Consider the following 23,998-nt stretch of genomic DNA (forward strand, 5'->3'; position numbering starts at 1 on the left):
AGATTTAGGTACTCAGCTTTAGGCTGTATGCCATTTGCATTTGGCAGAAGGTCTTCATCATTTCATAAAAGCGTCGTTTTTATTTAGCTTACTGCTTAATACCTATAGGCTATTGCCTAAAAACTTAAAATTAACTATTGAGCTTTATAGGTATGTGCGCAAGGCGGTCAACTTTGGACAAAACGATTCAAAAAAATTTGAAACTTGTGCCTGTTGCCTAAAACAACTCAAGCCTAATTTTGTGTAATTATTTAAGTAATCGAGCAGAATAATATTTAAGTTAGGTGTTTAGGGACAAGGCAACAGGCAAAGAGTGTTAAAATGTTTTTATTGACCACAGCTATGCTTTTTTCCAAAGCCCACCGCCGAAAGCTGATACCTGAATGCCTTTGGCACAAAAATTAAATTCTATTTTGCCCACTAACTTAACTATGTTTAAAATTTTAGGCAAATAGCCTAAAAACTTGTTGATGACGAAGTATTTTGCTCCAAATATTTGTATATACATATAATTTCAATACTTTCATTGTCAAAAATCAATAAATTGTAATCAAAAGCGAATAAAGTAGCCAAAATAACAATAAGATGCACGATTTTTGCTAGTGATTTCTTTTAAAGACTATTGCCAAATTGTTGAAACCTTTGATTCGAAATACATTCTGAATTTGAAGCAGAATCATCTTTTCTATGCTCCTCATAAGAGAACTTATGCCTGAATCATTTTGACAATAAACTTCAAGTAAAAGGCTTATATGTGTCTATAGATATCACTTTGTTAGTAATGAACCCATAAATAGATGTCGGACAACAGCCAGTCCACTGCCTAAGGGTGGTTTCTTGAGGATTCAAACTGTTTTTGGTTTTGTAAAGTTCAGGAAAAAAGATTTGCATAAAATCGATTATGGCTATCGTTATCAAAATGTTTTATAAGAAAATATTGATATATTTTTGCATAATTCTCTGAAAACTTAGTGCGCTCTTTTTGCGTAATTATGAAATTGATTCAGAATACCCAAAAAACAATTCAAATTGATTTTATTGTATATAAAGAAAATGCAATACTCTCAGTTCAGATTTTCTTGTTAATAATTTGGACACAACGTCTAGCGCTGATTGCTTGAATGAATTTTAACCTGATTATATTTTAATCCACTTATGAAAGGTATAGTTTTTACAAATTTTCTTGAAATGGTAGAAAATCATTTCGGTTATGAGTTAGTCAATCAACTCATCGAAAATAGTGATTTACCTTCAAAGGGTGTATACACCTCTGTAGGAACGTATGAGCACTCCGAAATGGTGAAACTTATAACTGGATTACATGAGCGCACTGGCATTCCAACGTCCAACCTGTTGAGAGAATTTGGGCAATATCTTTTCCCTGTTTTAGCCAAGAATTATAACCACTTTATCCAAGGTGCCAATAACGCCTTTGAGTTGATTGAAGGAATAGATAATTACATCCATGTAGAAGTCCACAAACTTTATCCCGACGCCGAATTACCCCATTTTGATGTAGAAAAGATAAACGATACGCATTTCGTGTTGATCTACCATTCTGACCGCCGAATGGGAGATTTTGCACATGGACTATTACTAGCCTGCTTGGATTATTATCAACAAAAAGCAGATATTCATATTTCGCAACTCAACGATGAAGGCAGTAAGGTACGTTTTGAAATTATAGCTAAATAAATGAATACTAACGAAATTGAGCTTCTAAAAAAGAAACTTGAGCGTGAACGAGCCGCTCGAATCCAAGCCGAAACAATCTTGGAGGAGAAGGCTATGGAGCTTTTTGAGTCAAATCAAAACTTGATTAGACTTAATCAGCGACTAGAAGTTCAAATCAATGAAAAGGTTTCTGAACTTAGCAAAAGTGAAATCCGATATAAACAGCTCATCGAATCTGTTCAGGATATTATTTACAAAATTTCACCTGATGGTTTCTTTACTTTTGTTAACCCTATCGTCGAACAACGGCTAGGTTATTTGGAATCTGAAATTGTTGGAAGGCACTTTACAGAGTTGGTACTTCCCGACCACCGCGAAAATTTGGTAAATTTCTATCTCGATATGATTCAATCGAAGAAAGAAAGTACCTATAATGAATTCCCAGTTTTTCACAAAGATGGACACATCGTTTGGATTGGACAAACAGTTCGACTTATGCTGGAGAAGGGTGAAATCAGTGAATTGGTGGCTGTGGCACGTGATATTACAGACCGCAAATCAACGGAGGAAGTATTAAAAAGCACACAAATACGGCTATCTACCCTGATAACCAACATGCAATCGGGAATCTTGGTAGAGGACGAAAATCGGAAAATCATCCTTGTAAACGAATTCCTTTGTGATATTTTAGGTCTTAAGGTAAATCCAGACACCCTTATTGGAATCGACTGTGAAAATACTTTGCAAGATTTAAAAACCTTTTTTAAAGAGCCAGAGGAGTTTGTTGCTACAGTAAATAAGTTGGTAGAAGAACAAAAACTTGTTGTAAACGAGAAAATTCATACCGCCAACGGACGAGTGTTAGAAAGAGATTATATTCCTATATTCATAGACAACCACTACACCGGTCACCTATGGCGATACAATGATGTAACAGATATTCATAATGCCCAAGAAACCATTCGAAAGAGTGAAGAAAAGTATCGAGGCATCATGAATAATATGGAATTGGGCTTACTCGAAGTAGACAATGACCAAACCATCATAAGGGCTTATGATAAATTTTGTAAAATGGTAGGCTACTCCGAAGCCGAACTTTTGGGTAAGAATGCCATGAGGCTTTTTCTACCAGAAGAATTTACCAAAATTATAGAAGAACAACAAAACCTTCGAAAGATTGGAGGAAGTAGCTCTTATGAATTACCTATCTTGAAAAAAGATGGAGAAATTCTTTGGACTCTAATCAGTGGTGCCCCAATTATTGATGAGCACGGGGTGACTGTAGGCTCGATTGGTATTCATTATGACTTGACTGAACGCAAAACCCTAGAGCAAGAATTAAGTCTAGCCAAGCAAATTGCCGAAGATGCACGCCAAGCAGAAAAGCAGTTTTTGGCTAATATGAGCCACGAAATTCGAACACCACTCAATGCGATTATTGGGATGGCTCACCTCCTTTTTGATACACATCCAACCTCCCAACAAGTAGAGTACCTCGAAATATTAAGAAGCTCGGCAGATTTCTTGCATAGCCTTATTTCGGACCTGTTGGATATGGCAAAAATTGAGGCAGGAAAAATCGAAGTTAATCACAAAGAATTCGATTTGGTCGGATTACTAAAGACAGTTCAGAAGGTATTTGAAATCAAGATTGGCAATCGTCCACTCGACGTAAATGTTATGATTGACTCAAAAATACAGGGTACTTATATAGGTGACGACTTGCTACTTAATCAGATTTTGCTAAATATCATCGGGAATGCCGAGAAGTTTACCGAAAAAGGAGAAATCAATATTACCGTTCGTCAACTAAAAGAAATCTCCAAAGATGAGGTAATGCTTGAATTTCAGATAGCAGATTCGGGTATTGGTATTTCGCCAGAAAAATTGGAGTTAATCTTCCAGAAATTCAAACAAATCAATCACCAAGGACACAAACACAAAGGTACAGGCCTTGGCTTGGCTATTACAAAAGAACTCATCGAACTTCAAGGAGGCGACATCCATGCCACTAGTGAAGAAGGTAAGGGTACTACCTTTATTTTCTCATTACCTTATAAGAAAAGTGACAATATTATCATTACGGCGCCTGCTCCGAGTAGTAAGCTAACCGAAACTAAAGACTTTGAAAATGGTCATATTTTGGTGGTAGAGGATAATCTCATGAACCAAAAATATATTTCTAGTTTGTTGAATAAATGGAACCGTCATTTTACTGTAGTATCGGATGGACGACAAGCCGTTGAACAAACCAATAAACATAAGTTTGATGTTATTTTCATGGACCTTCAAATGCCACACATGGACGGCTACGAAGCCACTATTGCTATTAGAAGTACCAAAACCCCAAACCAACATATACCGATTGTGGCTCTTACAGCCTCGGCTATGCTCGACCAAAAAGTGAAGGCTATGGCAGTTGGTATGAGCGACTTTTTACCAAAACCCTTTGCACCTAATCAATTATTTGAGATGTTACAAAAATATCGTAAACTTTCATCCCACGAAACTGAGGATGATTTTGATGAAATAAAACCAATCATTACAACTGAACCAAAAACTCAACAAGAAACAGCAATCGACAATCCTATCGACTACGAACGCCTAGACGAAATGTATGAAGGAGATATTGAGTATCAGGCTGACATGTTTGATACCTTTTTATCCGACGTTTATCCCGAATTCAAGGATATGACCCCATTAGTCGAGCAACAAAACTTTACTGAACTGAAAAAATTAGCCCATAAGCTAAAACCAACGCTTGGAATGGTTGGGCTTACCCAGCTCGAAAAGCAAATCATAGAAATTGAGCGCAGGTCTTTGGATAAACCCGATTATTATGATCTCAAAGCAAGAGTGGAACAATTGCTCGCGGGACTGGGTCAATCACATACAGTTTTAGAAAAAGAGTTGCTACGATTACAAAACCTCCAATAAAATGAAGTTACGATGTATTATTGTTGATGACGAAGTCATGGCAAGGAAATCATTACAAAAGCTTTGTGAACAGCATAGTGCTTTGGAATTGATAGCCATTTGCGAAAACGTCCAACAAGCTTTGAAAGTATTAGAACAAAACGAAATTGATTTGATATGGCTTGATGTTGAAATGCCCGAAATGACAGGATTTGATTTGTTAGAAAAAATTACGACGACAACTACCCAGGTAATTTTGACAACGTCAAAAATAGAATATGCCTACGATGCTTTTCAATATCAAGTAACGGATTATTTGAAAAAGCCTATTACTGGTCCACGATTCAATCTTGCTGTAGAAAAAGTTCTGGATTTACGACAAAAAAAAGACAGCCCCCAACAACAGCACAACGAGATTTATATCAAACATGAAGGCCGATATATTAGGTTACCCTATTCAGATATCCAATTTGTAGAAAATATAGGTGATTATGTAAAAATTTATACCAGTAAGCAGGCTTACATTATTCACACTACGATGAAGTCATTAGAAGAAAAATTAGGAAAGCAGTTTTTAAGAGTCCATCGGTCGTTTATTGTACACCTCGATAAAATAGTAGACATTGAAGAAAATAATTTAGTTATTGCCAACAAAGTAATTCCCATTAGTCGAGCAAATAAATCTGAATTGATGAATCGACTCAATATGCTATAAAAACTAGAATGCCCAAGATTACAACTCCTTCTTAAAAGATATAAAGACATATTCAGTTCAACTGTTGAAGCTAGGATGATTTGATAACTTTTTATTAAACAAAATTCATCTCGAAAATATAGTTTGTGATTATCAATATCCTTCAAGTTTTCATCAAAAAAGCGGTCGAAAATTAATTTTCGACCGCTTTTTTGATGCTGTAGGCATTAGGCAAAAGATTTTATACAATTTCTTTTTTTCTTTAGTTTAGGGCTAAATGCCTTTAGCCTACTGACTAACTTCGCAGTATTAATCTATCCTCGATGGCTATACTTCGCAATTTTTTGGAATAACTCTTTTGGATTAAATGGTTTTGTCACATAGTCATTCATCCCCACTTCAAAAGCTCTATCCTGATTGTTTAGTGTTGCAGAGGCTGTTAATGCAATAATTGGAATGTTGGAATTTAATTCGCGAATACGCAACGTGGCAGTGTACCCATCCATTTCTGGCATTAGTAAGTCCATTAATATTACATCATAATGGTTGTTCTTATACTTTTCTACGGCAATAAGACCATTTTCGGCAACTTCAAAATCGATTTCCCAACGAGTCAAAAACTTCGAGGCCACTTTTACGTTTACAGGATAATCCTCCACCAAGAGCACCTTTACGCCTTTCAAACTGACCTCATTGATACTCTCAGGAACTGGCGTTTGAATAGTTTTTACACCATTACCTATTTTTAATTTTAGGGTAAAATAAAACTTAGCACCTTTACCCTCCTCACTTTCTAGCTGTATTTTACTACCATGAAGTTCCAAGAGCTTTTTGGTAATTACTAAGCCTAGACCAGTACCCCCAAACTTGCGAGTAGTTTCAGAATTTGCTTGGGTAAACTGTTCAAAAATCAGCTCTTGCTTATCGGCTGGGATACCAATTCCCGAATCTTTCACTGAAACATAGATTTGTGCCTCATCATCTGTTTTACTCACCAATGAAATCTCCAAAGAAATATTACCATTCATGGTAAACTTAACCGCATTAGACACCAAATTTGACAAAATCTGTCCCAAACGAAGTGGATCGCCAATCAGCGAATCAGGGATATCGTCGTCTACCATCAAGCGAATTCTATTACCCTTTTCCTCAGCCTTCACTTGATTGGCTCGTTTGATATTAGACACCAATTGCTTAAAGTCAAACGGAGTGGCTTCCAAATCTACTTTACCTGCCTCAATTTTACTAAAATCCAAAATATCGTTAATTAATACATGGAGATTATCGGTAGAAAACTGAAGGGTTTTTAAATTGTCAGCCATAGTAGGCGAACATTCCTCTTGTTGCATCAGATAGGTCATTCCCACGATTGCGTTTAGAGGAGTTCTAATCTCGTGGCTCATCATCGACAAAAACTCCGACTTTGCCTGCGTTGCTTTTTCAGCGGCATCCTTAGCTTGTCGTAGTTCAGTTTCCATCTTTTTGCGGTTATCAATTTGCTTCTGAAGGTAATTTACCAACAACAACAAATTATCTGCATCAAAAGATGGCATTGCATTATCTGTTTCAAGCGAGTGAATAGCCTCGATCAATTTCTCCACAGAACGCTTTCGTTGGGCTATTTCATCTTTTAATCGAATATTTATCTCCGCGTATTCCTTTTCATTTAACGAAGAAGAATGTTCAAAAAGCTCTTTGTCTCTATCAAAGTTTACGTAAGAGTCACTAACAACTTTCAAAAATTTTGCAACGTCCTCGCGTCCTTGAGTTTCTGCATTAAGAAAGCGATGAACTTGCTTTGAAAGAAGTTTATGTAATGGATCGTTTTGCATAAATATCAAATCTCGGTAAATGTCGTAATAGTCATGGTTTGGTTATGAAGGTCGCATTTTGCTTCGGCCATCAGTGGTGATATCTCACCATAAGAATAAAACCCTGTAATAAAAGTTTCGGGTCCAAAAACCTCGCGAGCTGCCTCTACCTCCTCCTCTGTTCGATACCCCAATACGAGTCTTCTTCCAACACAACTAATCAAAATGGCTAATTCTGGTTTAAAAGATAAGGATTGAAGGGCATTCTCAGCTGCTTCGGAAGAGGCATCAAGTAAATTATCAAAATTGGCTTTCATAAAGCGAATAAGAGCACCCTTAGGAATTTCGCCCGCAAAAGTCATACTTTGTTGTTTTTCATCAATCGAAAGAATCGTCCTTACAACAGGAGCGGATTCGGCATCTACCCGCATAGAAAAAGGAAATAGTAAAGCTGCCCCTGGTAAATCTTTAGCGTATTTGCCAAGATATTCCTTGTAGAGTTCCAAGGCAGGTTTGTCTCCAATGGTATGTAACACATTGTACTCAGATTTGGTTATTTCTCTTTCTGGCCCAAAAACATCCCAACCGCCCATGGTACCATGACCAATTCTTAATTTATTTCCGTAAAAACCAATGCCGATTATTTTTCCTTCAGAAGGCTCCGAATTTAATCCAACCAAAGTTTTCTCAAAACGATCGTCGTCGCCAGCAAGTCCACCCGTAACGGTTACATGCGCAGCCGTATTTTCGTTTAAGGCTCTTACTAGTGCACTCCCATTTACAACACCACCATCAGAAATTACCATAATGTGTACCAAATCATCCGCTTGCAGCGCCGCCACGATTTGACAGGCCGCCTGATAGCTTTCATTGGTATCCTTTATATCGATTTCGGTAGTTTTGATGGCAGTCTCCCCAAATTCGATTCCAGTCACAACGATGGATTGAGTTTCTATTCCAGCATCAAAAATCTCTCCAGCGGTTGAATTGATGACAATTTCAGCCTTAGGAAAATCATTGCGTACCTTAGAATAAACCTCCAATTGCTCGAAAAGTTTACGTTCTCCAAATACTAATACCAATTGAGCGTTTTCTGAAGAGAAACCTTCATCGATTCGTACACTCTCCCAAGCTTCTGAGCGATAGGAACTTTGACAAATTTTCATCGTGTTAGAGAGATTTTATGCAGTTATTGAGTTGGCGATGAGCATAAAACACAAGAAATAAATCAGTTGTGTTAGTGTGGTACAATAATGGTATAAATTAAAATAAGCTACCCAAAAATTAGTACTATTTATTCTACGCAAACTACTATATATTATTGATTAACCCACAACTAAAGTGCCAATCTTATCTAATGGTCAAAGTTTCTGTGGTTTTGTTTTATTATAGAAAATAAGAGCGGTTAGGTATTTCGGAAAAAAACCGAAAAATTATTATAAAAGTGGTCAGGTTGCTTATCTATATCTATTGTAATCTAATGCTATTGTAAGAGTTATGACGAGGTGTTTGTCAAACATAATTGGGACAAACTTAACAAATCGGTTTGTATTAAGGCAAAAATTTCGATAAACTGTAGTTTTTGAGCTTTTTTTGGTAATTGAAGATAAAATTTATAGGTGTAAAACAGGTTAATATTCAAATATTCGTGCACTTAGCCCTTATTTTCCTCCCGGAGGGCAATATTTTCTTAAATAGTTGGTGTATAAGGTAGAGAGGTGTTTGCCTGTACCTTCTCCTTCACTAATTCCATGAGAGCGATTTGGATAGGCCATAAATTCGAATTGTTTGTTGTATTTAATAAGCTCATTCAACAACATTTCGGCATTTTGATAATGCACATTATCATCGCCTGTTCCATGAATATATAGTAAGTGGCCTTGCAGATTTTTGGCATGAGTAATCGGCGAACCATTCACAAAATCTTCTCTATTTTCTTGTGGCAATCCCATATAACGCTCTTGATAAATGTTATCGTAAGTCAACTGGTTGCCTACTGCTGCCACAGCAATACCCGTTTTGTAAATTTGTGGATACTGAAACAACAGATTGAGTGTGGTAGAACCTCCTCCACTCCAACCCCATACTGCCACGCGTGAGCTATCGATATAGGGTCTTTTTAACAAATAGCTGGCTCCTGCAGCTTGATCGGCAATATTGATTTGTCCAATTTTGCGGTAAATGGCCTTGCGCCACGCACGACCTTTGGGAAGTGGAGTACCTCGGCCATCGATAGATACATAGATATACCCATCTTTACCCATATCGCCTTGGTATAAGTTATTACGTCCAGTATAGTATTCGTCTTTTGTGGTAGCTCCTGCTGGTTCGGTGTACACATAAAAAACAACAGGATATTTTTTGGTAGAATCAAAATTGGCAGGTTTTACCATCCAAGCGCTCAGTTTTACCCCTCCTTCTATTGGAATATCAAAGAATTCGATTGGTCGTTGAGCTAAACGTACCTTTGAAAGTTTGGCTTCTATCCCCTCTTTACCTCCTGCTACACTATGGTCTGGTAAGTTCACAACCTCACTCATACGGCTAATTTGGCTTGAATTAAAGGAATGAAATGCCATTTTTTGATCTGGAGAAATCTCATACGAGTGCGTTCCTGCTTGTGACATAGGTGTCACACGAACATGTTGGCCTTTTCCGTCCAAAGTTGTACTATATAAATAACGCTGACGCGGGTTATCGGGCGAAGCGGTAAAGTAGACTTTATTATTTTGCTCGCTATAACTCAAAATATCAATCACATCAAATTCGCCAGGCGTAAGTAATTGTTCTTTACCCTCTAAAGTGACTTTATAAATATGATTCCAACCGTCTTTTTCGGATACCCACAAAAACGCCTTACCATTATCTAACCAATCCCAACCAATACTCTCGCCCGAGCGGTTATTGAACTCCACCCAAGCCTCATCGGTTTCTTTGTAAATAGGGCTAGTTACAGCGGTTTGAGCCTCGGCAACAAACAAGGTCGAAACATTCTGCTTACGATTTAATTGCTGAATAATCAATTTGTTTGAATTAGGAATCCACTCCATTTTAGGAATGTAATTATTATTAGAAGCTCCCGGAATTTTCATCCACTTAGTTTGAGTTGTTGCCAAGGATACTACTCCTATTCTACACGCAGAAGGAGTCTGACCTGCTTTGGGATATTCTACAGGAACAATTTTAGAATAAACAGAATCTGTATTATTAATCATGTAAAAATCTCGAATGGTATTTGCATCCAATTGCCAATAAGCGATAGATTTACTATCGGGACTCCAGCGAAAACCATCTCTACAAAAAAACTCTTCCTCATAAGCCCAGTCAAAGGTACCGTTAATCAACTTTTTAGTACCATCTTTTGTCAGTGCCGAGATTTTATGTGTTGCGATATTTTCAGCATAGATATTGTTTTTATATACATAAGCCACCGACTTACTATCTGGTGAAATTTTAGCAAACATTAAAGAAGAGGCATCAAATCCTTTCCCTAGTTGTGAAAGTTGGTTGGTTTTGAGGTCTAATATCCAGTAATCTCCTTTGGTATCCAAACGCCATACTCTTTTTGTGTTGGTATAAATCAGTACCTTCGAGTTGTCTTCGGAGAAGCTATAACTTCTAATGTTTAGCTCTTCGGACGAGCCTTTCGGAGTAAGTAAGTTTTTAGCAATTACCACATCTTTTTGTCCTGTAATTGGATTTACACGAACAATCTGATTGCCTTCAAGCGTGGTATAATCGCTCCCTCCTTTACTCCAATTAATAGATTGCTGAGCTACAGCAGGAAAGAATAAGCTTAAGAGCGCAAGCGCACTCAATAATCGATGAAGTTTTTTCATAAATTTAGTTTTTATTTGAAAGGGTGAATTTCTTACAAATATGAAAAGGAAAAAATGATTTTGTGATAATTGGTTTTAAGAATGAGCCAAAATCTGTTCATTTATCTACAAAATAAAAGAGGCTACCCTTTCGGATAACCTCTTTTGTAATAACACTTACCAAATTATGGGTTTGGTAAACAATCTTTATTAACGTTAATCTCTGTCTGAGGAATTGGCCAAATATAAGCTGGCGAGCTAGTTGGAATCGCAGCAACAGTTGGTTTTGCAGGAAGCGCTAACATATTACGTTGTAAATCGATAGAGCGGAATCCTTCACCTAAGAACTCGATATTTCTCTCTGTCAAGATTGCATTAACTAAAGCTGTTCCCGAAGTGAAATCAGCAGCAGCATAGGCAGTAGTAGAACGGCCACGAACAGCGTTCAACAATGTCAACGCCGAAGCATCTACAGCTGCGCCAGCCAAACGAGCTTTTGCTTCAGCCAAGTTCAACAATACTTCAGAGTAACGAATTACAGGAACGAAATCTTTGTGAACAGGGCCAGTTGGGAACTTAAGCAAACGAATACGACCACCATCACCAGTAATATCGTTTTTGATGAAGCTAGTTCTACGTGCATCGGTTGCTAAAAATGCTGGATTTCCTACAACACCCGCTGGGTTCAGCGAGTAATCACCAATACCAGTTACAGGAACATAATAGCTATGCAAACCATTTTGAGTACCTGGAAGGTCGTTATCGCCCATTGGGAATGAGAATACAGACTCTACGGTAGTATATGGAGCGGCAAAAACCGAAGCAATATTTGCTTGAAGCGCATTTGCTACACCTGTCGACGCTCTGAAAGGAGCTGCAGCCGAAACAATTTTATTTGCTTCTGTAACCACATCGCTCCATCTGCTCATTTGCAAGTAGATACGAGTCTTCAATGCAATAGCAGTATTTTTATGAGCGCGGGTTGTGTTCAACAAAGCTGTTGTATAAGAAGAAGGCAAATTTTGTTCTGCAAAGTTCAAATCCTCCAAAATTTGAGCATATACCTCAGCTACTGTACTTCTTTTCAAATTGTTGTTTCCGCTACCCACTTCACCCTTCAAACGCAAAGGTACACCAAGGCTAGCACCTGCATCTTTGTTGAAAGGTTGAGCATAGGTATTTACCAAAGCATAGTAGGTCAATGCTCTTACAAACCTTGCTTCAGCTTTATACTGAGAAGCTGTTGTTGCATCTACTACATTTGGATTTTTGTCCAAACCTTCCATAAACAAATTTGCACGGTTTATGGCAAGGTAGGCTGCATTCCACATGTTTGTTGGCTCGTTTGAAGACGAGTTGTTGGTATGGTTCCAAGTTTGTAAACCTGTTACACCGTTAGACGTAACGTTTAGCCAGTTTTCTCCACGGATTTCGTTATAAATTAAATAACGACCTCCATATAACTGACCAGACTTTGCACTTGCATACAAACCATATACTTGAGCTAACACACGATCAGGTGTTGTAAAAGCCTGCAAATCAGACAATGCAGTAATAGGTGTTGGTTCAAGTAGTTCTTTTTCTGTACAAGAAACCGTTACCGTCAACATCATGAGAGCAGCCACTGATACTTTGAGTGTCTTCCCTACATTTTTAAAAGCTACGTTTATATATTTTTTCATCGTATAATCAATTTAAAATTAGAAATTAACCGAAAGACCTACAGTGTAAGTACGCGCTTGTGGCGTAGAGTTACGGTCAACACCTGGAGCGATGTTCGAACCACGGTTAGTTGAGATTTCAGGGTCAGCACCAGTGTAACCAGTAATCAAGAATGCATTTTGAACTTGAGCATACAATCTTGCGCTAGAAATCTTAGCTTTTTCTAACAAACCTTTCTTGAAAGTGTAACCCAAAGAGATGTTACGCATACGCAAGAAGTCACCTTTCTCAACGTTCTCAGAAATAGGGTTTGCCGAACCGTTAGAAATGTTATCACCAAATACCAAACGTGGGATATTCGTAACATCTCCAGCTTTTTGCCAACGATTCAAAACATCTGTATGGTTGTTCCATGCACGTTGGTCACGCAAACCAGCTTTAGTACCATTGTAGATGTAGTTACCACCTGAGAACTGCATGAAAATTCCTAAATCAAATTGCTTATATTTGAAAGTATTGTCCAAACCTCCGAAGAAAGTTGGCATACCTGTTCCCCAAACAACTCGGTCTGAACCTGTAATTGCAGGTGCAACAGAACCGTCTTTTACATAAGTCCATCTATTACTGCTGCTTGCAGCGTGATTGTATTGTACCTCCTCGCCTTTAGCATTCACAAAAATACGTTGACCGTTTGCTGGGTTTACGCCTCTTGTTTCGATTACGAAAATACTACCTACTGGATATCCTACACGTACAATGTTTGAGCTTTCCAAACCACCTGTTTGTGCAATAATATCAGCGTTATTGTTAGCCAATGCTAATACTTTGTTAGTGTTGGTAGAAATATTGAAGTTAGCATTCCAAGTAAAATCTTTTTTCTCCAAAACCAAAGCATTCAAAGTAAATTCAAAACCTTTGTTTACCATCGAACCAACGTTTGTATTGATTGAGTTGTTTGGAATACCTCTTGATGGTGCTTGAGGCTCAGCCAAAACTAGGTCTGTAATGTCATTTTGATAATAGTTTAACTCACCAGTGATACGGTCTTTAAACAAACCGTAGCTGATACCTACGTCAACTTTTGTACTTTGCTCCCATCTCAAGTTAGGGTTTCCTGCTTGAGCAAATGCCCAGGTTGGAGTTGAACCATATAAACCAGAACCAAACAAGCTCAAAGAAGCAAAATCACTTACACCAGTATTACCTACACGACCCCAGCTAGCACGCAATTTCAACTCGTTGATAGTATTGCTAATAGCAGAACCTTTCCAGAAACCTTCTTCAGATAAACGCCATCCTAATGAAGCCCCTGGGAAGGTACCCCATTTGTTACCAGTTGCATACGCTGAGTATCCATCGCTACGCAAAGTAAATGAAGCCAGATATTTTTTATCGAAGTCATAGTTCAAACGACCAAAGTAAGACAACAATCCATTTTGAGACTGATAGTTACTTCCTCCGTTAACATTGTTTACAAAACTTCCTTGGAATGAAGTAAAGAATGGATCTGAAACATTATTACGGCTTGCACCCCATCTATTGATTACAAATTTTTGAGCTTCTGTACCAACCACAAGTGTGAAGTTGTTTTTATCAAAATTGAAATCATAAGTTAAATAGTTTTGCCAGTTCCACTGTTTGATATTTGTTAAGTAGTTAGTAGCAGAACCATTTGTAGTACCAGCTTCGCCATGGATTGGGTTCAAAAACTGAATATCCTCAATCTGAGTATTGTCCATACCATAAGAAGTTCTGAAAACTAAACCTTTGTACAACTTAATATCAGCAAAAATATTAGCAATCAAGTGAGCATTCTCAGAAGTAAATTTACTCAAATCCAAATCAGGAAGTGGGTTGTAGTAACCACCAGGGCCAACTTTGTTAGCTCCAAGACCTAAATTGTTTGCAGATCTGTTGATATTATACGACCCATCAGCATTGTATGGTGCTACGTTTGGTGCCAATACCAAAGGCAAACGACCTAAACCACCCGTTGAGAAAGCACCAGTCGTACCAGTATTTGGAGATTGGTTAAATGAATTTGCGTATGTAATGTTTGATCCAATTGTGATATAGTCAGTCAAACGATGAGAAACATTCATACGACCTGTCATACGACTGAAGGTATTTTTCTTTAACATACCATTCTGATCTGTGTAACCAACCGAGAAAGAATATTTTGTATCTTTATTTCCACCATTCAAGCTCAAGTTATGGCTTTGAGAAATACCAGTTTGATATATATAGTCATACCAGTTTGTGTTTACTAAGCTACCATCAGCATTGTACGAAGGGAAGAACTGATCTGCCAAACCTGCGTTACGAGAAGCCTCATTTTTCATATCCATAAATTGCTGAGCGTCCAACATTTTGAATCTTCTAAATGTCTCGGTTGCTCCAACCCATGTATCATAACTCAACTTCGCTTTACCTTCTTTACCTTTTTTAGTGGTAATCAACATTACACCAGCTGCTGCTCTTGAACCATAAATAGCGGTTGCAGAAGCATCCTTCAAAATCTCAACTGATTCAATATCAGATGGGTTAATATCTCCTAGAGGGTTGTTTACTGTATAACCACCCGCAGACACATCACCTGAGTTGATTGGCATTCCATCAATTACAATCAAAGGTGACGAGCTTTGGTTGATTGATGATGTACCACGTACACGAATTACTGGAGCGTTGTTCAATACACCGTTGGGTGTTGTGATGTTAACCCCAGAAACACGACCTTGTAAGCCTTGGTCGAACGACTGAACCGGCTGAGTTGCAATTTCTTTACCCGAAACAGAAGTTACAGCACCTGTAATCACTTTTTTGCTTTGTGTACCATAACCCATTACAACAACTTCGCTCAATTCAGAAACATCTGATTCTAACTGAACGTCGATAACTGAGCGATTACCAACTTTTACAGAAAGTGGTTTGAAACCTACAAATGTAAAAACTAAGGTCTCGTTTGGAGAGGCATTGATGGTATAATTACCATTCGATGATGAAGTAGTACCACGGGTAGTACCCTTTACAGATACACTAACTCCCGGAAGATCCGAACCATTTTCGGCCATTGTGACTTTACCTGTTATTTTACTTTGAGCAAAGATTATGCTCGCAGAAAATACTAACAGCATGGTAAGTAGAAATCTCTTTTTCATGCAATAGAGGGGTTTTACTTGTTGACGTTTTTACCTGACAATTGTTGATTTATATTTATTAAAACTAAATCCAAATGTGAATAATGACCAAAAATAACATCCGCTCGAAAACATCGAGAAGAGACAACTGTCTCCAAAAAATGAATGGATAAGCTGGTCGGATAATATTTATGCTTGAGTATGATACTACCTTCAGAAACAAAACAGGTTAAGGAATCTTTGGATGTGTTTCAAAGACTGAAATTGCTCGTCGATAATATCAGATAAATTGTGAAGCTGCTGTAACAGTTAAGGTGATACATGTTAGCTTACTTCAGAGCACTTACTTGGCTCAAAGTTTTTTTTGAAGCATGTTATAGAATTCTATCTTTCATGCGGTTTACGGAATATAAATTGTTGATGATTAAAACTGACTTTAGTTTGATTTTGTATGTGTCTGATTACTGAAATCGAAGTGAAATTATACATTAACAATTAGTTTAACAATAATTTATATACCACTTATTTAAAATTGTTTAAAAAATACAATATATTATATGTTTTATTATAAATATAACTCTATTTTTAGAAGCTAAATAGACATTTCATCAAAACAAATCGACTGTTTTGTGCCAATCGTCTACATTCAATACTGTTTTCTTATCTAACAAAACGATGAGTATTTATACTTATCACAAAACAAAATTTTACTTAATTATGCAATTGCCATTTGTTATTCTACAACTATTCTATTTTACCAAACAATCAAATACTCATCAATCATACCTTATAAAAGCTTTAATATTTTGAGTTTCATTAGTTGGTTAAAATGCAATAAAGCGCACTTTCTTATTGAAATATTAATAATTTTGAGTAAAATAACCATATTTTATCTAATCAAAAATTAACACTAGTATAGATAATAGAAACAAAAAAAGGCCACCGTTAAAACGGTGGCCTTTTGAATAAACTTGGCAATGCTTAGTTATTTGGCTTTGCTATTTCTACGTTTACTTTCTTACCTTTAATTGAAGCTCCTTCCATACGATTCAAAACTGTGTTTGCGAATTCTTTTGGAACATCAACAAATGAATATTTGTCAAAAATATCGATTTGGCCAAGAACGTTACCAGGTATACCCGATTCGCCCGCAAATGCGCCTACGATATTAGCTGGGGAGATTTTCTCGTTAAAGCCAATATTAACAAACATTCTTACCATATTGGCATCACGACGATAAGGACGACCTTGTTTGTCTGAACGAGGACCTCTATCTTCCGAACGACCACCTCTGTCTCTATCTCTATCGCCACGTTCAAAACGTCCTCCACGGCGGTCATCACGACCACCTCTGTCAAAACGACCTTCGCCACGACGGCCGCTGTTATCACGGTCTCTATTGTTGTAACGATCACGACGGTCTGACTCACCACTTAGGTTTTCGTCAGCAAACTCGTTTTTGGTAATACCCATATTCATTTTTACCAAAGCCGACACAACTTGCTCGGTAGAGTAGCCTGAGTGATGTAATGCTTGCAACACATCTTCGAACAATTCCAAGTCTCCATCCTCGATAGCAGTACGAACACGGTCGATAAACATACCTTTCTTCACACCAACTACATCAGAGAAAGAAGGAATAACACCTTTATCGATTTTTACTTTAGTGTAGTTCATAATCTCACGAAGACGATTACGTTCGGCACCAACAATCAAGGTAAAGGCTTTACCAGATTTGCCAGCACGACCAGTACGACCAATACGGTGTACATAATATTCTTCGTCTAAAGGCACATCATAATTGAATACAGCATCTACGTCGTCTACATCCAAACCACGAGCCGCTACGTCTGTTGCAACCAATACGTTTACAACACCCGAACGGAATTTAGACATAACATTAGTACGCTGAGCCTGACGTAAATCGCCATGAAGACCTTCGGCAGCATAACCACGCAATTGTAATTCTTCTACAACTTCATCAACTCTTTTCTTCTGATTACAGAATACCAATGATAGTTTTACTGAATAAAAATCCATCAAACGAGTCATTACCTCCATTTTCGCTTTGCCTTTTACATCATAGTAAAGCTGTTCGATATTAGAGTTAGTAATTTCATTTTTAACAACTTTCACCAATTTTGGATCATTTTGGTAGCGAGTTGTCAATGCCATGATAGGCTTTGACATAGTTGCTGAGAAGAAAATTGTTTGACGTTCTTCTGGAGTTTCTTGTAAGATACTTTCGATATCCTCTCTAAAGCCCATGTCTAACATTTCATCGGCTTCGTCGAGTACTACTTTACTTACATTTTCTAATTTTAAAGCACGACGCTCAATCAAATCGATAACACGACCAGGCGTACCAACTACAATGTTTGCACCTGCTTTCAAAGATTTGATTTGACGCTCGATTGAATCACCACCATATACTGTAGTTACCCAAACGCCTTTTTTATGTTTTGCAAGTTTCTTTAATTCTTCTGTTACCTGAACAGCCAACTCACGAGTAGGACAAAGAACCAAACCTTGAACTACCTTTTCGAAAGGAACTACCTTTTCTACTAATGGGATACCAAAAGCAGCTGTTTTACCTGTACCTGTTTGCGCCTGCCCGATTACATCGCGACCTTCAAGAATGAATGGAATTGCCTCAGATTGGATTGGAGATGCTGTCTCAAAACCCATATCTGCTACCGCTTGTTGAACTTCTTGTGATAACGAAAGTTCGTCGAATCTTAATAATTGACTCATTGTTTTTCGAAATGTCGGTAATTGACGTAACCTTAGTTACAAGGCATCAGAGATATCTGCCATTCATTCGTCCTGAACAGAATGGTTAAAATCCCTATCTATGGCTTGGTCAAAAACGACAAAATTGTGATTGTTAAAATTTGCTTTAATGATGCCCGAAACATCCGTTAAAGCTCTGGAGAAACCGATTTAAACTGATAACAGTTCGAGATTGGAAATTGCTTCATGCCAAGAAGCGAACACAGAGACGTGCGGATGTTTTTGTATAACGAGTACAAAGGTATCCTAAGTTTTTTGCATTAACAAATATAATTGTATTTTATTTAGAATCATTTCCTAGAATCTAAACGAAGTTTTCTATTCTCCTAGGTTTATATTTCTTCTTTACCTCCAATTAATTTCTTCTTTTGAGTCTTTGGCAAATATTATTTCATGAATAATGATTTTCCCAAAATATAACTTTGGTTTTCTCCGAAATATACATCTGTGCCTTTAAGCCTAACAAAATTTTATTTTTAGGAAAACAACTAAAAAACAGCCACTTAATTGAATTTTATGCCAATCAAACTAGCTCTATGTTGAATTTGGTTGTTTTTTGGGGATACTCCATTTACTCAAATATTTTTATTGAATGAACAAAAAACGTTTATCTAATCGTTATGAAGATAGCAATATTTTTCTCCCGTTTAAAACCAAGCACAATCAAATTACAAATTGTTTTGAGCCTAGAGTCTCTTAAATGATTGCTATTTGTTAAATATAAACACACATAAGAAATATAACTTTTCTTATTTATCTTATAATCAATATAAGAATACTTGATAAAGCAAGATAAAAAATACTCAGGATTATAGACCTTTGACAATTAATTAGTAGGCGTTCCGTTTTTGATGGGAAAATTCCAAAACTATTTCTGGTAAAGCAAGATGAAAACATTCTCATTCCTTTTCTTAATCCTCTTTGGCTTAACAAATATCATTAGTGCTCAAATTTATTCAGACTCTTTGATTACCAATATTCAGAGTAATCTGGTTAAGCTTCAAAACGAAAATGAAAACCTAAAAGGGCGTATAGAACTTCAAAGCGCGTCTTTGAACGATATTTCCAAAAACCAATCCCTTACTGACCGCACTAAGTGGGAGAAAATCCGTACCAATTTGGTAAAAAGTGCCGAAGTATATAAAATTTTAAGCGATGATATTATTGACCTAAAATCACAAGTAATCAACCAAGATTATCAAGGTTATATCAAAAAATTAAGTAGTGTCGAGAAAGGTCCATTAGGTTTTTCTTTTGAAGAAGTTATTTTAAAAACAGCTCAAAGCAAGGCTATTTTTGATAAAAAAGAGAAAAATGAGCGTTTTGTTTCTGTTCTTAAAAGTTTGAAGGATAGCCCCATTGTGGGTTTGATACCCTATGCCTCACAAGCCGTAAACCTCTCGACAGCCGCTGTGAATGTGGCTTACGCGGCAGGTGTACAAGACAAAAAGGTAAACTTCGACAAAATTAAAGAGTTTGAAAAGGAGCTTCAACGCTACACGGGTTTTTATAATGCATTGGATAAAGCCAACCTTACCAATGCCAACTCTAGTTCACAAACTGTAACACTGCTTGAAACGTTACAATTGGATGTGCTTGAAAAGTTTAAAAAAGACGGTCAGAAAATAGGCTTTAACCCTAGAGAAATGCGTGGTGACGAAACAATAGATGACTATTTTAACTATCTCATGTCTGAATTTACGCCCGATTTGATGCGTAAAAAAACCACAGAAATTGAAAAGAGATATTCGAATAAGGATGGAAAAATCAACTTGGGCGAATTGCTACAATCCGAACTAGATATTCGTCATGTTAATAATAACTTAGATTATTTGCAGTCATTGTGCAATCGTTTTGTTGGTATTCATGACAACTATTTTGATTTAGAAACACGCTATTTTGACCAAGTAAAGCAAGCCATCAATGTAGCCAAAGGAAATAATATTATTGAAGGCATCGGCGAAAAAAATGCCCAAATGGTCTATGATGATTTAATCAGAGATTTAACAGCTAAAAAGAAGAAAAAAGATGCGGCTATCAAATCGAGCATCAATATCAAGGAGTTAAAAGACAAAATCGATTCTGTAGATATTTATAAAATATTGTAATAAACAGATTAAAGCTTTTGTTTTGAAAATAAAGCCCAAACTTTCTCAAAGAGTTTGGGCTTTTTGTATATTTGAAAGATATAAAGGAATCTTTTTGAAAGATATATTCCTTTTACCTTAGCTAAAACAACAAATCTGCCCTTCTAAAATTTCGGATAGATTTGAGACTTTCTCCTTGTTAATTAAAAAAACATCTTCATCATGATGAAACTCAAACACATTGTCTTACTCTCATCGGCAACATTTGGCTTACTGTGGGCTTGCAAAACTCCAGCGGTAAAAGTTTCCAACGCCCCCTCTCCTATTAGCAAACCCAAGGAAAATCAAGGTTTTTATCAATTTTTGAATGACGACCCAAATGCGTCCCCTTTTGTTGCTAAAAAAGAGCCTGTATATGGGCAAAACGGAATGGTGGCCGCCACGCATCCAGAAGCCTCAAAGGTAGGAGTTGAAATTATGAAAAAAGGTGGAAATGCTATCGATGCCGCTATTGCAACACAATTTGCGCTGGCGGTGGTTCACCCAGCAGCGGGTAATATTGGTGGTGGTGGTTTCTTGGTTTTTCGTGACAAAAAGGGTAATACTTATACTTTAGATTACCGTGAAAAAGCTCCAGAAAAAGCCAGTCGAGATATGTATCTCGACGAAAAAGGGAATGTGAAAGCAGGACAACCAAGTTGGTACGGGCATCTTGCCAGTGGTACGCCAGGGGCGGTAGATGGACTCGAACAAGCTCATAAGCGCTTTGGTAAGCTATCTTGGAAGCAAATTCTCCAACCAGCCATTGATCTTGCCGAAAATGGCGTTGCACTTACTGCCCGTGAGGCAAGAGGATTAAATAGAATCAAAGAGGATTTATTAAAATATAATCCAGGAAAAACCTATTTTATCAAGGCCGATGGTTCGGAGTGGAAAGAAGGTGAATTATTAATTCAAAAAGATTTAGCCAAAACTCTCCGTCGTATCCAAGCAGAGGGTCGTAAGGGTTTTTATGAAGGTGAAACAGCTCAACTGCTCTTAGCCGAAATGAATAAAGGCGGTGGTATTATTACCCAAAAGGATTTGGACAACTACCATGCAGTGTGGCGTGATGCTATTGTAGAAAACTACAAAGGATTAAAAGTAATCACCATGCCTCCTCCTTCATCTGGTGGCATTGCATTGATGCAATTGTTGAAATATGTGGAGAATTATCCTTTGAAAAAATGGGGATGGCATAGTGATTCTACCACACAGGTAATGATTGAGGCTGAACGTCGTGTATTTGCCGATCGTGCTAAATGGTTAGGCGACCCAGATTTTGTAAAAGTGCCTCAAAAAGAACTTCTAAGTTCAGAATTCTTGAAACAACGTTGGCAGGATTTTAACTTCAGTACAGCTACTGATAGCAAAAATGTATCTGGTGGTGCTATCCCGGGTTATGAAAGTATGGAAACGACTCACTCTTCCTTTGCCGATAAGGAAGGAAATGCGGTTTCGATAACTACCACGCTAAATAACTCTTATGGTAGTAAGGTAGTGGTAGCTGGAGGAGGTTTTTTATTGAATGACGAAATGGATGATTTTTCCATCAAACCGGGACACCCAAATTCGTATGGCTTGGTAGGAAACGAAGCAAATGCTATTGCTCCAAACAAAAGAATGTTATCGTCGATGACGCCTACTATTGTTGAAAAAGATGGAAAACTCTTGATGATTCTTGGTACTCCGGGAGGCTCAACAATTATTACTTCTGTTTTTCAAGTATTCTTAAACGTAGTAGAGCATGGCATGAATATGCAACAGGCAGTGGATGCGCTACGTTTTCATCACCAATGGCTCCCCGACAGAACAACGTTTGAAGAAGGAGGTTTTACGCCACAAACTCTACAAAAATTATTAGGTCGTGGCTACAAAATGGAATCCCAAAAAAATACTATCGGTCGTATGGATTGCATCTTGCTTTTACCGAATGGTCAATATGAAGGTGGTGCAGACGTACGAGCCGATGATACTGCAATGGGATACTAGTTTTTTTAATTTGAGAACAGATTCCTAATTTGAGAATTTGAAGATTTGAAAATTTGAGAATTTGGGAATTTGGGAATTTGAAAATTTGAAAGTGTGGAGATTTGAAGATTTGAAAATTTGAGAATTTGAGAATTTGGGAATTTGAAGATTTGAAAATTTGAAAATTTGGGAATTTGAAAGTGTGGAGATTTGAAGATTTGAGAACAGATTCCTAATTTGAGAATTTGAGAATTTGAAGATTTGAGAATGAGTGCTAAATTACTCATTCTCAAATCTTCTTTTTTATGTTTAAAAATCAAAAATCTGAATAGTATTCTAATAACAGTTACACTATTAACCGATAACATAAAGAGAGTTATCCAAACAATTTAGCTACTCCAAAGGCTGCTGCCGCGGCTGCCGCACCGATAGATGTGACCTTCAATGCACCTATCCATGGATGTTGACCTGTAATTTTGCTTTTAAAAAAACCGAAGATAAATAATGCTAACAGCGTAATTGCCACAGAGAATTTGAGTCCTAAGATAGCATCATCGACCAGAAAATATGGACTCAATGGAATAATCCCTCCTATGACATAGGAAATTCCGATAGTGGCAGCCGAATTTCTAGCTCTGTTGATATCTGGTTTTTCTAATCCCAGCTCAAATTTCATCATAAAATGTACCCATTTATCTTTGTCTTTGGCTAGCGCCTCAACAATAGCCTCTTGCATAGTTTCGTCGAGTCCATAATCTGCAAATACCTCTCGAACCTCCTCTTTTTCGCGTTCGGGTACTTTTTCTACTTCTTCATATTCACGTTTTAGCTCAGCCTCGTAGTGTTCTACTTCGGTTTGTCCTGCCAAGTATCCTCCCAAACCCATCGCAATAGCCCCCGCTACAATTTCGGCAATCCCTGCCGTGGTAACAATTGAGGTATCAGCTACTGCACCTGACAAACCTGCTGCCAAGGCAAAGGGTACCGTCAGACCGTCGGACATACCGATAACGATATCTTTTAAAAAATCAGAACTCTCCAGATGTTGCTCTTCCATATTTTAGTCGCAGTTGATTTAACGATATACATCCCTGAATTTAGGAAATCTTCTCGTAAAATTCAGCTGAATATCCTTTTATGGCAATGATAAATGTTTGTTTTTGAGGATTGGCAAGCAGCTTCTATGTATTCAAAACTTCTGTATCTTTTTTTTGAGGCAATAGTGCCTTGGGCGCTAGGCATCTAATTTTAATAACCGTAAATATATTTTTTACCGAAAACCCCTAACTGAAAGCCACTCTGTTGCCTGAAAACCTAACTTCACAGCTCAACGCTCATACTTATAAATTCAACTTTAAAGAAAGAATCACCTGACGTAAATTGCCTGGCGTAATAA

At 37.3% G+C, this 23,998-nt stretch carries 12 protein-coding genes; 5 read left to right on the forward strand and 7 right to left on the reverse strand.

Going from position 1 to position 23,998, the window contains the following annotated elements; translation table 11 throughout:
* Positions 1-1,155 precede the first annotated feature (1,155 nt).
* Genes ACOVQ4_RS08850 through ACOVQ4_RS08860 form a run of 3 tightly spaced genes read left to right on the forward strand, consistent with a single transcriptional unit; the run spans position 1,156 to position 5,305 of the window.
* Positions 1,156-1,695: a heme NO-binding domain-containing protein gene (locus tag ACOVQ4_RS08850; protein WP_421820290.1), complete on the forward strand. Its 540-nt coding sequence runs from the start codon at positions 1,156-1,158 to the stop codon at positions 1,693-1,695.
* Positions 1,696-4,611, forward strand: a complete 2,916-nt coding sequence (locus ACOVQ4_RS08855; protein WP_421820291.1) for a PAS domain S-box protein — start codon at positions 1,696-1,698, stop codon at positions 4,609-4,611.
* Between the two features lies 1 nt (position 4,612).
* On the forward strand, positions 4,613-5,305 hold the full coding sequence (locus ACOVQ4_RS08860; RefSeq protein ID WP_421820292.1) for a LytR/AlgR family response regulator transcription factor: 693 nt from the start codon (positions 4,613-4,615) through the stop codon (positions 5,303-5,305).
* 293 nt (positions 5,306-5,598) lie between these two features.
* Here ACOVQ4_RS08860 and ACOVQ4_RS08865 read toward each other — a convergent pair whose 3' ends face one another.
* The 6 genes from ACOVQ4_RS08865 to ACOVQ4_RS08890 form a co-directional block, all read right to left on the reverse strand.
* Positions 5,599-7,116 (reverse strand): ATP-binding protein, encoded by a 1,518-nt coding sequence (locus ACOVQ4_RS08865; RefSeq protein ID WP_421820293.1) that lies wholly within the window; start codon positions 7,114-7,116, stop codon positions 5,599-5,601.
* A 5-nt stretch (positions 7,117-7,121) separates the two neighbouring features.
* Positions 7,122-8,261 (reverse strand): FIST signal transduction protein, encoded by a 1,140-nt coding sequence (locus tag ACOVQ4_RS08870; RefSeq protein ID WP_421820294.1) that lies wholly within the window; start codon positions 8,259-8,261, stop codon positions 7,122-7,124.
* Between the two features lie 495 nt (positions 8,262-8,756).
* Positions 8,757-10,934: a S9 family peptidase gene (locus ACOVQ4_RS08875; RefSeq protein ID WP_421820295.1), complete on the reverse strand. Its 2,178-nt coding sequence runs from the start codon at positions 10,932-10,934 to the stop codon at positions 8,757-8,759.
* 164 nt (positions 10,935-11,098) lie between these two features.
* Positions 11,099-12,595: a RagB/SusD family nutrient uptake outer membrane protein gene (locus ACOVQ4_RS08880; RefSeq protein WP_421820296.1), complete on the reverse strand. Its 1,497-nt coding sequence runs from the start codon at positions 12,593-12,595 to the stop codon at positions 11,099-11,101.
* Between the two features lie 18 nt (positions 12,596-12,613).
* Positions 12,614-15,733 (reverse strand): SusC/RagA family TonB-linked outer membrane protein, encoded by a 3,120-nt coding sequence (locus ACOVQ4_RS08885; protein WP_421820297.1) that lies wholly within the window; start codon positions 15,731-15,733, stop codon positions 12,614-12,616.
* A gap of 960 nt (positions 15,734-16,693) precedes the next feature.
* Positions 16,694-18,466 (reverse strand): DEAD/DEAH box helicase, encoded by a 1,773-nt coding sequence (locus tag ACOVQ4_RS08890; protein WP_421820298.1) that lies wholly within the window; start codon positions 18,464-18,466, stop codon positions 16,694-16,696.
* A 926-nt stretch (positions 18,467-19,392) separates the two neighbouring features.
* Between ACOVQ4_RS08890 and ACOVQ4_RS08895 the strand changes: the two genes are divergently transcribed.
* A complete protein-coding gene (locus ACOVQ4_RS08895; RefSeq protein WP_421820299.1) occupies positions 19,393-20,613 on the forward strand; it encodes a hypothetical protein in 1,221 nt (406 codons plus the stop codon).
* Between the two features lie 204 nt (positions 20,614-20,817).
* Positions 20,818-22,623: a gamma-glutamyltransferase gene (gene ggt / locus ACOVQ4_RS08900; protein WP_421820301.1), complete on the forward strand. Its 1,806-nt coding sequence runs from the start codon at positions 20,818-20,820 to the stop codon at positions 22,621-22,623.
* Between the two features lie 355 nt (positions 22,624-22,978).
* On the opposite strand, the gene ACOVQ4_RS08905 is transcribed toward ggt, so the two are convergent.
* Positions 22,979-23,659 carry a VIT1/CCC1 transporter family protein gene (locus ACOVQ4_RS08905; protein ID WP_421820300.1) on the reverse strand — a complete coding sequence of 227 codons (681 nt, stop codon included), beginning with the start codon at positions 23,657-23,659 and terminating at the stop codon, positions 22,979-22,981.
* Positions 23,660-23,998 lie beyond the last annotated feature (339 nt).

The sequence above is a fragment of the Flectobacillus sp. genome, from assembly GCF_049240685.1.
GTDB lineage: Bacteria > Bacteroidota > Bacteroidia > Cytophagales > Spirosomataceae > Flectobacillus.

Excerpts from the sequence above, each read along its gene's own strand:
- ACOVQ4_RS08850 (WP_421820290.1), top strand. The coding sequence starts at position 1,156 with ATGAAAGGTATAGTTTTTACAAATTTTCTTGAAATGGTAGAAAATCAT.
- ACOVQ4_RS08855 (WP_421820291.1), top strand. The coding sequence starts at position 1,696 with ATGAATACTAACGAAATTGAGCTTCTAAAAAAGAAACTTGAGCGTGAA.
- ACOVQ4_RS08860 (WP_421820292.1), top strand. The coding sequence starts at position 4,613 with ATGAAGTTACGATGTATTATTGTTGATGACGAAGTCATGGCAAGGAAA.
- ACOVQ4_RS08865 (WP_421820293.1), bottom strand. The coding sequence starts at position 7,116 with ATGCAAAACGATCCATTACATAAACTTCTTTCAAAGCAAGTTCATCGC.
- ACOVQ4_RS08870 (WP_421820294.1), bottom strand. The coding sequence starts at position 8,261 with ATGAAAATTTGTCAAAGTTCCTATCGCTCAGAAGCTTGGGAGAGTGTA.
- ACOVQ4_RS08875 (WP_421820295.1), bottom strand. The coding sequence starts at position 10,934 with ATGAAAAAACTTCATCGATTATTGAGTGCGCTTGCGCTCTTAAGCTTA.
- ACOVQ4_RS08880 (WP_421820296.1), bottom strand. The coding sequence starts at position 12,595 with ATGAAAAAATATATAAACGTAGCTTTTAAAAATGTAGGGAAGACACTC.
- ACOVQ4_RS08885 (WP_421820297.1), bottom strand. The coding sequence starts at position 15,733 with ATGAAAAAGAGATTTCTACTTACCATGCTGTTAGTATTTTCTGCGAGC.
- ACOVQ4_RS08890 (WP_421820298.1), bottom strand. The coding sequence starts at position 18,466 with ATGAGTCAATTATTAAGATTCGACGAACTTTCGTTATCACAAGAAGTT.
- ACOVQ4_RS08895 (WP_421820299.1), top strand. The coding sequence starts at position 19,393 with ATGAAAACATTCTCATTCCTTTTCTTAATCCTCTTTGGCTTAACAAAT.
- ggt (WP_421820301.1), top strand. The coding sequence starts at position 20,818 with ATGAAACTCAAACACATTGTCTTACTCTCATCGGCAACATTTGGCTTA.
- ACOVQ4_RS08905 (WP_421820300.1), bottom strand. The coding sequence starts at position 23,659 with ATGGAAGAGCAACATCTGGAGAGTTCTGATTTTTTAAAAGATATCGTT.